The following is a 15,429-nucleotide window of genomic DNA, read 5'->3' as shown; positions in this document are numbered from 1 at the left end:
AAATACCTTATGTTATTGTTACAATTTAGCACTTCTCATTATTGTCGAAAAGCAAGATTAGCATTAGGATACAAAAAAATTCCCTATCAAGTAGAAAACTTGACTCCAGGAATACATATTTTGAAACTAAAACCGTTGACAGGGTTAACCACCGTCCCCGTTTTATTACCTCAAAAAACAGGGGAACCCCAAGCAGTTGCAGACTCAACCCGTATTTTTAAGTATTTGGAAACCTATCAACCTAACCCTCCCATCATACCAACTGACCCCACGCAAAAAACTCAAGCATGGTTATTAGAAGACTGGTTAGATGAAAGTATTGGGACAGCAACCCGTTTTGTCTATTATCATTTTAGGGCTGGGGAAGGAAAATCGATTGATCCCTCATTATCAAGTCAATTGGTAATTAATATTGTCCGTCGTCAATATGGTATCACCCCCACTACCGTAGAATTAGCCGCACAACGATTAGAAACCGCCATGGATGTGTTATCGTTTTGGAAGACTCAGCCTTATTTAGTCGGCGATCGCCTGAGTGTGGCCGATCTCACCGCTGCTGCATTACTCAGTCCCCTGGCCTTAATTCCTAATTATCGTCAAACCTATCCTTGGTTATTTGAGAGAATTGTTACAATTCATAATATCTGTGGAGAAGCGTTACCACCAGGGTTGTCACCAAGGGAATGATAAACATGAGATATCCCGCATTTTACAGGGTCATACCGATGAGTTTAGCCTTACAAATGATAATTCTAGAGGCGGGGGTAGCATTACCACCTCCAGAGGACATTCCTGAAGAAGTATTGCGAATGGAAATTATCACAGAAGGAAGATCCGGAATAAATGGAGAACCATTAACAGCAGCAGAATATGCTCAAATTCAGGAAAAATTGGGGGAAAGTCCTTATCCTCCTCAAATAGACTCAAAGTTACGCAACCTGATCTTTTTATTGAAAATCAGGAAGATGTTAAAAACCTTTGTCCCTATATTGTAGGCTTAGGTTTGATCAATATCACAACATAGTTTGATTAATTTCACAGACTAATCATCAATAAAAGGTTTATAACAAGCTTAGCAATAGAAAAAGTTTAGAAGTTGTTAGGAAGATTATTGTGAGAATTGTCATTCGTTTAGGAACGATTTTAAATGTTAGTCTTGTCTTAGCTTTGGCCTTTATTTTTCTAGGGGATAAAGTCTTACCGAAATCATTAGGGACAGTTAGTCAAAATACAAGAACAACCCTTCATAAATCAATCGCTAAGTTTATTAGTGAAGAAAAACAAGATTTCACCAGTTTAAAAGGAGGGGAAGCAACAACCAAGGTTAAATTTAACAAACCTGGTACTTATTTTGAACGCACTGTTAACGAAGCAGAAAAGCAAACTAATGCCTCTAAATAAAGTCAAGGGCAAATTGATGTTTTTTTCAGGTTTTTTGTTAGTTTTCTAAACTTAGTAGGGGTCAAAAGCCGTTGACAGATTAAAAAATTCATCAATAACCACAATCAGTAGGATTAACTCGAAGATTGGCCAAGGACTGACCCCCATTGCCACGATAATTAAAAGATAAAGTTACACCATTTTGCAATAACAATCCTACAGATTGATCACGGCAGGTGGTAGAAACCAGTGCCATTTGCAGTTGTTTAAGTTGATTGGCATTGGGTTTATTAGCAGAAAGAATCGTAAAATTATAATTGAGAATCGAGCCAGGGCCGGCCGAAACCGAATCCCAACGGGCCTGATCGTTGATCATCATTGGTAAATTTTGATTAAGTTGTTGGGTCATTTGTTGCAACATAGCCTCAGAAATCAGCAAATTTTCGGCATAACTAGGCATCGCAGGGGTTGCGACAACACAAGCAGTCATTAAACCAAGGATTGAGAGAATTTTTTGCATGGAAAAATTTCCTAGAAATTAACAGCACTATCTTTAAGATTAGATTGCCCAAAAATCGGCCAGAATCTTGCAAATGTTATTTTTCTGGAAATTAAGGGAACTCTAGAACTGTAACTCTGAGATTGGTCACGCAACCGGATATGCAATGATGACTGCTCAATATCCCTCTCATAATCCCATTTCCATCCATGAATTTACGGCCTCTAAACAAGCTGGATTTTTTGACACGCTGAAACAACCAAGATTTAGCGGTCAATTAATACTGACCAGTAGTAAAGGCGAACAATGGTTCTTCTATCTATATCTAGGGCGCATTATGTACGCCACTGGGGGTTCTCACCCCGTTAGACGATGGCGACGACATATCGCTATGTATCTACCGCAAATTGCCTCCCAACTGTCTTCTTTACAACTAGATATTGCTAGTTTAGGAAATCAAGATTTCCGTCTTTGTTGGGAATATCAACTGCTGTGTCTGTGGGTAGAACAACAAAAAGTCAGTCGAGAACAAGCGGCCAGAATGATCCGTTCGGTCATTATCGAGGCCTTGTTTGACATCACTCAAACCATGGAAGTTACTTGTGAACTACGACAAGATAACTTACTTTCTACTAGATTAGTCTTAATTGATGCTGATCAACTAATTAACGAAGCCCAAAAACATTGGCAAGCTTGGCAAGGGGCCAAAGTTGCCGATCGCTCGCCTAATTCTGCCCCCATTATTCGACAGGCAGAACAATTACAACAGCGCACCTCCCCCCAAGTTTATCAAACCCTACGACAACTCCTAGACGGCAACCAAACCTTAAGAGATTTATCTGTGCGGATGAAGCGAGATGTCGTAACCGTTACCAGTTCCCTGTTGCCCTATATTCAAATGGGATTAGTGGAATTGATTAACATTGATGATCTGGCCCCTCCCGTTTCACCTCCCCCCACGGGATCTTTATCTACGGGAGAAACTGCCCTAGGGCCTCTGGTGGCCTGTGTGGATGATAGTCCCCTCATGTGTCAAACCTTAGAAAAAATCCTCACCGGAGCCAATTATCAATTTTTGGGCATTAATGATCCCTTAAGAGCGATCGCCATTTTATTAGCCCGTAAACCCGCCCTGATCTTTTTAGATTTGGTCATGCCGAATGCCAACGGCTATGAAATTTGTGGGCAACTCCGCAAACTTTCCTTTTTCCGCAATACACCGATCATCATTTTGACAGGCAATGACGGCATTGTCGATCGGGTTAGGGCAAAAATGGTCGGTTCTACGGATTTTATGAGTAAACCCGTCAATCCTGAATTGGTACTCAGTGCCATTCGGAAAAATCTCAAACAGGAAAGTCCCGACTAAACTAAGCCCATAAGTTGTCCTTTTGTAAATTTTATGCACCCAATCGATCAAAACTGTTACTTTCCTTGAATTTCAGGGAATTTTAAAACTAGAGAACCTGAATCAAAACATCTAAATAATTGGTTAAATGAGGTAGAAATTATGGGAACTGCGCTGGTTGTAGAAGATTCTTTAACAGAAAGAGAAATTATTACTCAATATTTGAAACAAGCTGGTATTACGGTGGCCATTGCTACCAGTGGCGAAGAAGCCTTAGAAAAGCTTCTTGGAGATCTACCTGATCTCATTGTCCTGGATGTAGTATTGCCTGGTTTGAGTGGATTTGAAATTTGCCGAGAACTGAAAGCTGAAGCCCGAACTAGCAAAATTCCTGTCATTATATGTTCCACCAAAAACACCGATATGGATAAATTTTGGGGAAAAAGACAAGGGGCCGATGCTTATATTCCCAAACCCATTGATCAAGATATCTTTCTTCGCACCATTAAACAATTAATTCTCTAATTTTTTCCTCACCAGGAGTATTCCGTTGTGGTTTTTAATGGACTTCCCAAACCAACTTCCTCCAACTCCCTCCTAACTAGCCAAGACTACAGCCAGAGGGTTTTAAGTGAACGCAACCAATTAGAACAATTCTTGCGATTTCATCTTGTACCAGACACAACCCTTTTGTTACCAGTGTCCCAACTAACAGAGGTTTTGACCATTCCCCTGGGTCAAATTGTTCCCATTCCCCATATGCCTCCTTGGGTAATGGGGGTGTATAACTGGCGGGGCGAAATTCTGTGGATGGTTGATTTAGGCGCATTACTAGGTCTTACCCCTCATGCTCATCAGGCCCAAGTCACCCCTGTTTATCGAGGGCTCGCTTTACAATCTGTGGCTGAGTCTTCCACCACGGCTAAAGTCCATCGCCAACTGTTAGGGGTGGTGGTAAGTCGCGTCGAAGATATTGAATGGTGTAACCCCTCAGAAATTCAATCCCCAACAGGTGCAGCTGTGACAGCTAACTTAGCACCTTTTTTACGGGGCTATTGGTTACAACCCCAAGGAGATATGGTAATGGTTCTTGATGGGGAATCAATTCTCGCGGCTATGCCTAAACCCTAAGTTCTACCTCATTATTTCTCTTATTTTCTATTGTTTGATTGCACTCAATCCCACCTTATTTATATCTTATTGAGGTTAATTTTATGTCTTCTCCGAATCCTAATCCCAATCTTCCTAACAGCGAATTAAAGATTGAAGACGGCGAACCATCTACGATCCAGATTGAAACCGAGATTCTTCCCCCAGAGAGGGAATTGAGGGGTGAATATGACCAACCCTCTACAATATCTAATCTACAATCGATCCTCAAAAAAGGGCAGTTTATGGGGCAATGGTGGCGCAATCTTACCCTGCGGTCTAAAACTTTGTTTGCCGCTACAGCACTTAGCGTAGGTCCCGTTATTTTAGTTGGTTCTCTCGCTTATGGCGTGGCCAACCAGGTGATTCTCCATCAGACAAAAGAGATGGAAACCATCCATGCTGTCGAATTGACAGAAAAAGTCAATCGCTTTATGAGAGATCGCTATTTTGATATTCAAGTTTTATCTAATTTAGAATTCTTGACCAATGCTCAATTAAGAAATACGATTAGACCCCAAGATAAACAAAGGGCATTGGATAGGTTTATTAATATTTACCAAATTTATGACAGTATTGCCGTTTTTGATCTTCAAGGAAATGTGATTGCTCAATCTCAAGGTACTCCCCTCAAAAATCATCGAGATCGGAGCTATTTTCAAGAGGTTATTAAGACAAATTCCCCCACCATTAGCGAACCCCTAATCTCCACCACAGAGGGGACATTTAATGTTTATTTTGCGGCTCCTGTAAAGGATCAAGCTACAGGAAAAACGATAGGAGTCATTCGCGCCAGAATGCCAGTTGAACAGCTTCAACACATTGTTAATCACCATAAGATTCCCGGACAAAAATCTTATCTCATTAATAGTAAGAAAGAAGTTTTTCTGGCCCCTGATGGAATGCAAGTAACTCAAATGAATACGGCGGGTAAAGTTGATGCAAGAAGCAAAAAGTTTGAACATCAAGCTGTTAGTGCTGCTTCTCTATTCCCAACCTATGGAAAATTTACCAACAAAAAAGAACCCCTCGCCGCCCAAAGTTCAGATAAAATTATTGCCTTTGCTCCCTTTACTACCCTAGAAAACTTACCTGACTTGGGTTGGAGTACCGCAGTTACCCTAGATCAAGCAGTTGCCTTTATTCCTCAACGTCAACTATTATCAGCCCTCTTTTTAGGTACATTATTAACAGCAGGGGTAGCTGGAGCCATAGCCATCTTACTCTCAGAACAACTCACCCGTCCCATTCGCCGCATTGTTTCTGGGGTTAAGCAAATTGGTGAAGGAGACTTAACCGTACAAATTCCCGTAGAAGGTCATGATGAATTTGCCCTGCTGGCCGATAATGTCAATCTTATGACCAGGCGGATTCATACCTTAGTCGAAAAACAAACCAATTCTACCAAACAAGCCAACCTCTTAGCAGAAATTGCCAGTAGTTTAATTGCTGATCGTCAGGCCTTGGAACTAATTTTAAATAACGCTTTAGACGGGGTGAGAGACATTCTTAAAGTTGATCGAGTTGTGATTTATCAATTCAATCTTGATCAGACTGCCGTTATTTCTCATGAATCTAATGATCCTAATTATCCTAGTGCTATAGAATTACAAATCAGCGATCGCTGTATTCCCCCAGACTTAATTAATGAATACAAAAAAGGGCGGTTTGTAGCTACAGATAATGTCTATGAAGCCGGATTTGATCCTGATCACCACCGCCTCATGGAACAGTTACAGATCCATGCTAACTTAGTCGTTCCCATCCTCAAACAAGGGGATGTGTTCGGTCTATTAATTGCCCATCATTGTACTGGCCCCCACGAATGGGAAAGCAGCGAAATTGGCTTTATGCAACAAGTTGCTGAACAATTAACTATTACCTTAGATCGTCTCAGCTTACAACAACAAAGACGGGGAGACGCTAAACGGGCCCAAATTCTCAGAGATATCACTGTCAAAATTTCTGCTGCTTTAACCACCGATGATGTCTTAGAAATTGCTGTGGGAGAAATGCGTCGCGCCCTCAAAAGCGATCGCATCATTGTTTACCGTTTTGATCCTAACTGGAAAGGAACCATCATCGCTGAATCTGTGGCCAATGAATATCCTGTCGCCTTAAACGCCGAAATTCTCGACCCCTGTTTTGCGGAGAAATACGTTGAAAAATACCAACAAGGTAGGGTTCAAGCTACTCCTGATATTTATAATGCTGGACTGACTGAATGCCATCTTAAACAACTTAGTCCCTTCAAAGTTCGGGCTAACTTAGTCGCCCCCATCATCCGTAAAAACAAATTAATGGGGCTATTTATCGCTCATCAATGTTCTGGCCCTCGTCAGTGGGAACCCTCAGAAATCAACTTTTTCTCTCAAGTTGCCGCCCAAATTGGGTTTTCCTTAGAACGGGCGGAACTGATAACACAACAGCAAAAATCGGAACAAGAACAAAGACGTGCTAAAGAACAACTGCAACGACGGGCATTAGAATTATTAATGGAAGTTGATCCCGTGAGTCAAGGGGATCTGACCATTCGGGCCAAAGTTACGGAAGATGAAATCGGCACCATTGCCGACTCCTATAACGCAACCATTGAAAACCTACGGAAAATTGTTACCCAGGTACAGGGGGCCACAGGTCAACTGTCCGACACAACCCATTCAAATGAATCTGCCATTCGTCTGTTATCCGAGGAAGCCTTTAACCAGGCACAGGATGTTTCGGCAGCGTTAGATAAATTACAAGTCATGAACGAGTCTATTCGTGCCGTTGCTGCCAACGCTGAACTAGCTGAGGCCACCGTACAACAAGCCACCCAAACGGTAGCACAAGGTGAAGATGCCATGAATCGTACTGTAGATGGCATTATGGCAATCCGTCAGACGGTCGCAGAAACGGCCAAAAAAGTCAAGCGTTTAGGGGAATCATCCCAGAAAATTTCTAAAGTCGTCAACCTAATTAGTAGTTTTGCCGATCAAACGAACCTTTTAGCCTTAAATGCCTCCATTGAAGCCGCCCATGCGGGAGAAGAAGGACGAGGCTTTGCGGTGGTTGCGGATGAAGTGCGATCGCTTGCCCGTCAGTCAGCCCAAGCAACGGCAGAAATTGAAACCTTAGTAGCCAGTATTCAAGCGGAAACAAATGACGTTGTTGCCGCGATGGAAGCAGGGACAGAACAGGTGGTGACAGGAACAAAATTAGTGGATGAAACCCGTAAGAGTCTTAACCAAATTACGGCGGCGAGTCTACAAATTACAGAATTAGTTGGAGCTATCACCAAAGCAGCCATTGAGCAATCTCAAACCAGTCAGACTGTGACGCAAACCATGACCCAAGTAGCGGCGATTTCCGATAAAACCTCTACCGAAGCGGCCCAGGTGTCTGACTCCTTTAAACAATTACTGGAAATCGCTCAATCCTTAGAAGAAAGCGTCCGTCAGTTCAAAGTTAAATAAGGAGTCTCCTAAGATGATCCACACAATCATAACCCATATTCGACGATTTAAGCTGCCCCTGCGCTTAGTTGCCCTGATGTTATTAGCTGTTACCAGTTGGTTTCTTGTTGTCTCTTGTAGTAGCCTCCAGGCAGGGCAAGGGGGAGGAAACTTAGCCCCAGATGTGATCGCTGACTATATTTATCGCATTATTAAATCCGAACGCACGGTTTACGGAAAATATGTGGTGCAGCGACTCAAAGACGAAAATGTACTGCGGGCCTCGGAACATTGGCAACAGGATAAATCTTTACCTCTACCCGCTCAAATGTTTCGCATGAGTTCTGAATTAGCCTCTGAAAATAGTCCTTTTAGCTATGGTGCTATTTCTCCTTGGAGTCTCAATCAAAACAACCAGCCTAAGACTGAATTTGAGAAAAAAGCGATGGATTCGATCTTGCTCACCGGATTACCTTTTAAAGATTATCAAACAAAAGATGGTAAACGCTATTACTCTGCCCTCTATCCCGATAAAGCTATTTCTGCCGCTTGTATTGATTGTCATAATCAACATCCTGTTCACAAACAACGTTATCCCGACAAAGTCTTTAAAGTTGGAGACGTAATAGGAGGGATTTTAATCAATTTACCTTTAGATCAGTAAGTAATCATAAGTAACTAAGTGTAACAAGTAAAAAAATTATTACTTATTACTTATTACTTATCACCTACCAATCATTAATTATCAACCATTAATTATCAACCATTATGCAAACCCCAATTATGCCGACATCTTCTTCAGAACCCACGCCCCCAACTTCTAGATCCCCTAACCCCCCTCTAGTGGCTACCGACAAGGCTAGTCATGCAAAAACTACCATCAGCCAGGTGAAAAAACCCCTCAAGAAGTTTTACGATTTGCCAGTCAGTCGCAAAACCCAAGTCATTACCGTGTTAATGTTTGCCGCTTTAGGGGGTTTAATTGGATTAGGATCAACAGCCTTAGTGGGAAGTTTACGGGCCCAATTGTTGAATCAGACCAAATCTCAATTGGCTGTCACCGAGCTTAATTATAATAATAATTTACAAGAAACAGGGTTAGTCTTTAACTCCCAAGCAGAAAACCCAACCATTATTGAAGCAGCTAAAACCTTAAACCAAGGAAAGTCATTACCTACGGATGTTGGACAACAAATTAACACTATTCTCAAAAATGAACAAGAACTCCGTCAACTCGAATATGCCACCTTTGTCAGCAAAGATTTACGCATTATTGCCAATGGAAATGGTAAAAATATCGGACAAACTTTTAATCCTAATAACTTAGTCAGTCAAGCTATTGAACAGAAAAAGCAAATTCGTACCAATGAATTAATTAGTTGGGATGAACTCACAAAAGCCAAAATCCCCTTACCCGCAGGAATTACTAGCCAAGATGCCCTAATTCTCTATACTATTACCCCAGTTAAACTACCAGGCAGTCAAACCGTGATCGGAGCCTTAGTCTCAGGGGATATTGTTAACGGAAATTCAGACATCGTGGAGAAAACCGTTGAAGCTTTCCAAGGGATAGGCTATAGTGCTGTGTATCTCTACAATCCCGACAGGGATGAATTTACCGTCGCTACAGCTTACGAGGGAACCGAACTCAGACAATCCAGTTTTAACTTACCCCTTCTTAATAAATCCATCTTAAAAAATGCTGTAGAAGCCAAAGGACAAACCGTTTACCAGCGCACTCATGTAGATGGCCATGCTTATACCCTGGCGACTAAAACTTTACCAAATTACAATGGGCAATCAGTCGCCGTTTTAGTTTACGGTGATCCTGAATTTGATTTAAACCAGATTCTCAAACAAGGCTTAATTTTGCAATTGGAGCTATCACTTGCTATCCTCACCCTAGTTGTGGTGGTAGTAGCAGTTATCGTCCAAGCTATCACAAAACCCCTGCAACGACTACAGCGAGTCACAAAAGAATTTGCTGAAGGCAACTATTGCGCAAGAGCAGAGGTTGTTTCTGAGGATGAAATCGGACAATTGGCGATTTGTTTTAATCAGATGGCCGACAATATTGCTGCTAATGATCGTCATCTTCGCCAAAAAACGGAAATGTTTCGCTTTTTAGCCGAACTTTCCCCCCCACAAACCATTGAGCCAAAATCCCTAGAAGATTGGTTTAATCAGGCATTGACAGAAGCTCGACACCTCATTAAGGTTGATCGTTTGTTGATTTATCGTTGGGACAATGAAGACAAGGGGCATATTGTTAACGAGTCCGTAGCTCCTGGTTATTCCCGTCTTAAGGAGCAAAAAGAGAAATATGCTCTTGTCCCTTCAGCCTTGTTAAAAGAAAATTCAGCAAATGCTTTCGATGGCACTGAGATAACATCAGAACCTGAATTCAAGCAATTGCTGGAACGTTTAGAAGTCCAAGCTAATCTTATTATTCCTATTTCCCATCAAAATAAACCCTTTGGCTTTTTAGTCGCTCATCACTGTGCTAATTCCCATCAGTGGCAAGAAACCGAAGTTGACTTCCTTAAACAGTTTGTCAGCCAAATTCAAATCACCTTAGAGCGGGTAACGCTTACCCATCAAGAATCCTTAGAATCAGGATTAGCCCATGCTTTAAAAAATATTACCCTGCAAATTGCCAAAGAATTTTTAGCGGATAATTTGTTTGATCTTGTTGTTCAAGGCAGTCGAGAAGCTCTCAAAACAGATCGGGTCATTATTTATAGTTTTGATGAACATTGGCAAGGAACGATTATTGCGGAATCCGTTAACCCCCTTTATCCTCAAGCTTTAGGCAAACAAATCCCTGATCCTTGTTTTGCCAAGTCTTTTGTTGAACAATATCGTCAAGGTCGTGTCAAAGCTCTCGATAATATTTATAAAGCTGGCTTAAATCCCTGTTATCTGAAACAGTTAGATGGTTTAGAAGTTCAGGCCAATTTAGTTACTCCCATTTTAATGGCCGGGGAACTCATCGGCCTCTTAATTGCCCATCATTGTGAAAGTCCTCGTCCTTGGCAACAATCGGAAATTGATTTCTTGACCCAAGTTTCTCTACAAATTGGGGTAGCCTTAGAACGGGCTAACCTTTTGGATGAACAAACAATGGCACAAGAACAACAACGGGTTGCCAAAGAACAGTTACAAGCAAGGGCCCTGGAATTATTGAAACAAGTTGAACCCATTAGTCAAGGTGATTTAACGGTTCGGGCCCAAGTAACTGCCGATGAAATTGGGACGATCGCTGATTCTTATAATTCTACGGTGGAAAGTCTACGGCGCATTGTTCGTCATGCCCAAACTGCTGCCCAAGAATTTTCTCAAACTACGGAAAATAATGATAGTTTAATTCAGTCTTTGGCGGGTGAAGCTTTGCGTCAAGTTGAACAATTGACCTTAGCGGGCGATCGCTTAACGGCCATGACTCATTCTATTAATTCTGTGGCGGAAAATGCCCAAGCCACTCAAACCGCTTTCCAGCAAGCTAGTCAAAGCGTGGTAGCAGGGGAAAACGCCATGAATCAAACTGTTGCGGGGATGATGGCCATTAAAGAAACAGTGGCAGAAACAAGTAAGAAAGTACAACATTTAGGGGAATCTTCCCAAAAGATTTCTAAAGTTGTTAGTTTGATTGGTCGTTTTGCGGCTCAAACCCACTTACTTGCCTTGAAAGCCTCCATTGAAGCGGCCCGGGCCGGAGAAGAAGGACGAGGTTTTGCTGTGATCGCCAATGAGGTGAGAACCTTGGCCACAAGTTCAGCCGAAGCCACGGCTGAAATTGAAACCTTAGTTAATAGTATTCAATCAGAGACAAAAGAAGTACAAGAGACGATGGAAACGGGAACTCAACAAGTTTTAATGGGAACCCAATTAGTGGAAGAAACTCGTCAAAGTCTCAACCAAATTACTGTCGCCAGTCAGCAGATTAATCAGCTAATTAAGTCTATTTCTCAAGCTGCGATCGAACAGTCAAGCAATTCCGAATCAATGAATGCGGTGATGGTAGAAGTTTCTTCTATTGCCGAAAATACCTCAGTTTCTGCAACTCAATTATCTGATTCTTTCCAAGAAGTTCTTTCCCTGGCGAGCCAACTCCAATCGAGTGTAGAGCAGTTTAAAGTTTAGTTATTATCAATCCCCTAAACCCCGTCCCCTATTCCCCATCCCTAAAATGCTGAATCCTGACATCCGCGATCAAGCTTATCAATTTTTTATCGAAGAAGCCCCTGAACTTCTCCAAATCATTGAAACAGGTTTACTAACCCTAAAAGAAGAACGTAGCACACCCAAAGTCCATGAAATTATGCGGGCGGCTCATTCAATTAAGGGTGGGGCGGCAAGTGTCGAACTCAATACCATTAAAATCCTAGCCCACCGGATTGAAGATATTTTTAAAGCTTTATATGATGAGACGGTTGAGATTGATAATGAGTTAGAAAGTCTTTTATTACAAGCTTATGATTCCCTGAGAAATCCTCTCATCCAGCAAATTGAGCAGGGCAGTTTTGATGAAGAAGCAGCCATAACAGCAGCGATGCCCATTTTAGAAGCCCTTGAAAGCATTTTAGGGGATAGTCTGGCTCAAGGCGATCAATATATGCCATCTTCGGCAGATTTAGGGATTGATATTGTTTCTTCGCTGTTTGAGGTGGATGTAGCCCAGGGGTTAGAACAGTTACAGACTGCGATCGCTACTAATAATAACGCACAAATTGCCCAGGAATTACGCAATCAGGGGGATGTTTTTCAGGGATTTGCCGAATTATTGAGTTTACCAGGGTTTGGGGCGATCGCACAAACTGCGATCGAAGCCTTAGATAAGCATCCTGAAGCGGCTTTAACCATTGCAACTTTGGCCTTAAAGGATTTTCAAGAGAGTCATCATTTAGTCTTAGTAGAAGGCGATCGCACTTCTGGGGGTCAACCTTCTGAGGATTTACTAACCTTAGCTCAAGGACAAATCCTTAATCCTGTTAATAATAACTCAACCCAGGTAAATACCAAACAAATTTTGTCCTTAGATGATTTATTTCAAGATGATTGTGAGGACAACAATCAAGAAGTTATCTCCTATGAAATGGTAGAGAATAATCTGGAATCTCTCGAAGTTACAGAGGAAGATTCTTTCAATTTAACGGCTTTAGAAGACTCTGATTTCTTCAATACACCGCCGTTAGATGATGTTTTTGGGGGAAGTTTAAGCAGTGTAGAAGAAACGGACTTTTCTGATGCACCTCTCTTAGATGATGTGTTTGGTGAGGCTATTTCCCTCACAGAAGCATCTGATAATTTTGCTTTTTCTTCTAATTTAGATGATGTATTTGGTAATATTGAAGAATCCTCATCAAAATCTTTATCATTGGATTTAGATGAGACTGAAAGCAGAGAAAATATTGATAATTTTATCGAATCTGTTGAGGATATTTTTGATAAATTGCTACCCTTAGAAGAACAAATAAACTCATTCATTCCAGTTCAAAAATCAAAAGTTACTACCTCTACTAATTCTTTTCATTCCACCCGCTCAAAACGCACTTCAAAAAGCCGTTCAGGAACAACAACTAATTCAGAAAAAGATAGTTCGGAAAAACAAAAAGCAGCCGGATCTAATCTTTCCGTTAGGGTTGATTTTAACCGAATCGAAAAAATGAATAATTTAGTCGGTGAATTAGTAATTAATCGTAATAGTTTATCCCTACAAAATGATCAGTTACAAGGAAGAGTTAAAGAATTACTTAATCGGTTTAGTTATTTTCAAAAAATTACAGGAACTTTACGACAACTTTCTGATCAAATGTTAGTTGCACCTGAACGTTATGGAGCAATGAATGTTCCCTTAAAATCGACAAAACAAGGAGGCAATTTAGCAACAGATTTTGATTCTTTGGAGATGGATTCTTATGGGACTGTTTATTCCATTGTACAAAGTTTAGTAGAAGAAATGATGCAATTAGAGGAATCAGTAGATGATATTGTTTTATTTGCGCGAGCCTCTAATCAAACATTAGAACAACAGCGTCAAATGCTCACTAACCTCAGAGATGAATTAATGTGGGCAAGAATGCTACCGTTAGGGGAAGTGTTAAATCGCTTTCCTAGGGTGTTAAGAGATCTGTCTACAACGTATCATAAACCTGTTAAATTAAAGTTAACAGGGACAGGAGTATTAGTTGATAAAGCAGCCTTAGAAAAATTATATGATCCCTTACTTCATTTATTACGAAATGGCTTTGATCATGGGATTGAACCCCCAGAAATTAGACGAAAATTAGGTAAACCAGAACAGGGACAGATTGAAATTAGAGCTTATCATCAAGGCAACCAAACCATTGTGGAAATCAAGGATGATGGAGGAGGGTTAAATCTAGAAAAAATTGCTCAAAAAGCTGTGACAGTTGGTTTAGTAACACCAGAACAAGTAGCGGTGATGTCCAAAGAAGTCCTACAAAACTTAATTTTTGAACCAGGGTTTTCTACAGCGACTCAAGTGAGCGAATTATCAGGGCGTGGGGTTGGTTTAGATGTTGTCCGAGAACAATTACAAGTTTTAAAAGGAATGGTTTCTGTTAGTTCAATTTCAGGCAAAGGAACAACATTTACCCTCCGTTTACCCTTAACTTTAACCATAGCTAAACTGTTAGTTTGTTTGATTAATAATGAGGGCCATGGCCAAACCTCAGCCGTCGCATTACCATCAGATAGCATCGAAGAAATTATTATGCCCGAACCTGAACAGATTAAAAAGTCAGGGAATCAACGCTTTTTAAGCTGGCAGAGGCAAATTATTCCCATTTATCCCCTAAGTCATCTGTTAGACTATCGCTGTACCTTTCCTGACGGCTTTACCAGTAAGGCATTGCAGGGCATATCAACCCCTCATGATTGGGGTTTACCCTTGTTAATTCTCCGACAAGGGGAACAACTTTACGCCCTAGAAGTAAATCGTCTGGTGACAGAACAAGAATTAGTGATTAAACCCTTTGGTAAAGCGATGGCTTCCCCTGCTTATACTTATGGGTGTACCATTTTGGGGGATGGAACCTTAATTCCGGTCATCAATGGTAGCACCTTAATGGAACAAACCCTTGATCCGATTCATAGCGATAATAAGGCTTCTGGCATTGTTCTAGACCTTGGGGAGCCTAAGTCTTCAGTTCCCGCGAAAATGGTGCAAAATCACACTGTTTTAGTGGTAGATGACTCAGCCGCCCTCAGACGAACTTTAGCGTTAACATTACAAAAAGCAGGGTATCGGGTTTTACAAGCTAGGGATGGACGAGATGCCCTTGATCAGTTGCAACAGAGTTCAGCGATTAACTTGGTAATCTGTGATGTGGAAATGCCCAATATGAATGGGTTTGAGTTTTTAGGGCAGCGTCGTCGTGATCCCGAATTAATGAAAATTCCCGTAGCTATGTTAACCTCTCGCAGTAGCGAAAAACATCGTCAGTTAGCAACTCATTTAGGGGCCAGTGCCTATTTTACTAAGCCTTATATTGAGCAACAGTTCTTAGAAACAGTGAAAAATATGATTACTCAGTAGGGGCGTTATGAGAAAGGGAAGTGTGATTCCAAACCCAAACCCCAAACCCCAAACCCCA

General features: G+C 41.2%; 11 protein-coding genes. 10 read left to right on the top strand and 1 reads right to left on the bottom strand.

Annotated features, from left to right (window positions below; genetic code table 11):
• Positions 1-9: 9 nt before the first annotated feature.
• From VB691_RS20035 to VB691_RS20025, 3 genes are all read left to right on the top strand, one after another.
• The gene (locus VB691_RS20035) at positions 10-687 is read left to right on the top strand and encodes a glutathione S-transferase family protein (protein ID WP_323293292.1); all 678 of its coding nucleotides are present in this window, start codon (positions 10-12) and stop codon (positions 685-687) included.
• 5 nt (positions 688-692) lie between these two features.
• Positions 693-995, top strand: a complete 303-nt coding sequence (locus VB691_RS20030; protein WP_416245349.1) for a hypothetical protein — start codon at positions 693-695, stop codon at positions 993-995.
• A 118-nt stretch (positions 996-1,113) separates the two neighbouring features.
• Positions 1,114-1,401: a hypothetical protein gene (locus tag VB691_RS20025; RefSeq protein ID WP_323293290.1), complete on the top strand. Its 288-nt coding sequence runs from the start codon at positions 1,114-1,116 to the stop codon at positions 1,399-1,401.
• A gap of 91 nt (positions 1,402-1,492) precedes the next feature.
• On the opposite strand, the gene VB691_RS20020 is transcribed toward VB691_RS20025, so the two are convergent.
• Positions 1,493-1,900 carry a hypothetical protein gene (locus VB691_RS20020; RefSeq protein WP_323293289.1) on the bottom strand — a complete coding sequence of 136 codons (408 nt, stop codon included), beginning with the start codon at positions 1,898-1,900 and terminating at the stop codon, positions 1,493-1,495.
• A 145-nt stretch (positions 1,901-2,045) separates the two neighbouring features.
• Here VB691_RS20020 and VB691_RS20015 point away from each other — a divergent pair, with 145 nt between their 5' ends.
• From VB691_RS20015 to VB691_RS19985, 7 genes are all read left to right on the top strand, one after another.
• The gene (locus VB691_RS20015; protein ID WP_323293288.1) at positions 2,046-3,248 is read left to right on the top strand and encodes a response regulator; all 1,203 of its coding nucleotides are present in this window, start codon (positions 2,046-2,048) and stop codon (positions 3,246-3,248) included.
• A gap of 141 nt (positions 3,249-3,389) precedes the next feature.
• Positions 3,390-3,752, top strand: a complete 363-nt coding sequence (locus tag VB691_RS20010; protein WP_323293287.1) for a response regulator — start codon at positions 3,390-3,392, stop codon at positions 3,750-3,752.
• A gap of 27 nt (positions 3,753-3,779) precedes the next feature.
• The gene (locus tag VB691_RS20005) at positions 3,780-4,358 is read left to right on the top strand and encodes a chemotaxis protein CheW (protein ID WP_323293286.1); all 579 of its coding nucleotides are present in this window, start codon (positions 3,780-3,782) and stop codon (positions 4,356-4,358) included.
• 83 nt (positions 4,359-4,441) lie between these two features.
• A complete protein-coding gene (locus VB691_RS20000; RefSeq protein ID WP_323293285.1) occupies positions 4,442-7,831 on the top strand; it encodes a methyl-accepting chemotaxis protein in 3,390 nt (1,129 codons plus the stop codon).
• 13 nt (positions 7,832-7,844) lie between these two features.
• The gene (locus VB691_RS19995) at positions 7,845-8,474 is read left to right on the top strand and encodes a DUF3365 domain-containing protein (protein ID WP_323293284.1); all 630 of its coding nucleotides are present in this window, start codon (positions 7,845-7,847) and stop codon (positions 8,472-8,474) included.
• A 104-nt stretch (positions 8,475-8,578) separates the two neighbouring features.
• On the top strand, positions 8,579-11,953 hold the full coding sequence (locus tag VB691_RS19990) for a methyl-accepting chemotaxis protein (protein WP_323293283.1): 3,375 nt from the start codon (positions 8,579-8,581) through the stop codon (positions 11,951-11,953).
• Positions 11,954-11,999: 46 nt separating this feature from the next.
• Positions 12,000-15,371, top strand: a complete 3,372-nt coding sequence (locus tag VB691_RS19985; RefSeq protein ID WP_323293282.1) for a hybrid sensor histidine kinase/response regulator — start codon at positions 12,000-12,002, stop codon at positions 15,369-15,371.
• The last annotated feature ends 58 nt before the right edge of the window (positions 15,372-15,429 follow it).

Origin of the sequence: Crocosphaera sp. XPORK-15E (assembly GCF_034931425.1) — a bacterium.
In the GTDB taxonomy this organism is placed as follows: Bacteria; Cyanobacteriota; Cyanobacteriia; order Cyanobacteriales; family Microcystaceae; genus UHCC-0190.
The sequence above is the reverse complement of the archived record's forward strand: the minus strand, read 5'-3'. Positions and strand labels throughout refer to the sequence as shown.

Excerpts from the sequence above, each read along its gene's own strand:
- VB691_RS20035 (WP_323293292.1), top strand. The coding sequence starts at position 10 with ATGTTATTGTTACAATTTAGCACTTCTCATTATTGTCGAAAAGCAAGA.
- VB691_RS20000 (WP_323293285.1), top strand. The coding sequence starts at position 4,442 with ATGTCTTCTCCGAATCCTAATCCCAATCTTCCTAACAGCGAATTAAAG.
- VB691_RS20010 (WP_323293287.1), top strand. The coding sequence starts at position 3,390 with ATGGGAACTGCGCTGGTTGTAGAAGATTCTTTAACAGAAAGAGAAATT.
- VB691_RS20030 (WP_416245349.1), top strand. The coding sequence starts at position 693 with ATGAGATATCCCGCATTTTACAGGGTCATACCGATGAGTTTAGCCTTA.
- VB691_RS20015 (WP_323293288.1), top strand. The coding sequence starts at position 2,046 with ATGATGACTGCTCAATATCCCTCTCATAATCCCATTTCCATCCATGAA.
- VB691_RS19995 (WP_323293284.1), top strand. The coding sequence starts at position 7,845 with ATGATCCACACAATCATAACCCATATTCGACGATTTAAGCTGCCCCTG.
- VB691_RS19985 (WP_323293282.1), top strand. The coding sequence starts at position 12,000 with ATGCTGAATCCTGACATCCGCGATCAAGCTTATCAATTTTTTATCGAA.
- VB691_RS19990 (WP_323293283.1), top strand. The coding sequence starts at position 8,579 with ATGCAAACCCCAATTATGCCGACATCTTCTTCAGAACCCACGCCCCCA.
- VB691_RS20020 (WP_323293289.1), bottom strand. The coding sequence starts at position 1,900 with ATGCAAAAAATTCTCTCAATCCTTGGTTTAATGACTGCTTGTGTTGTC.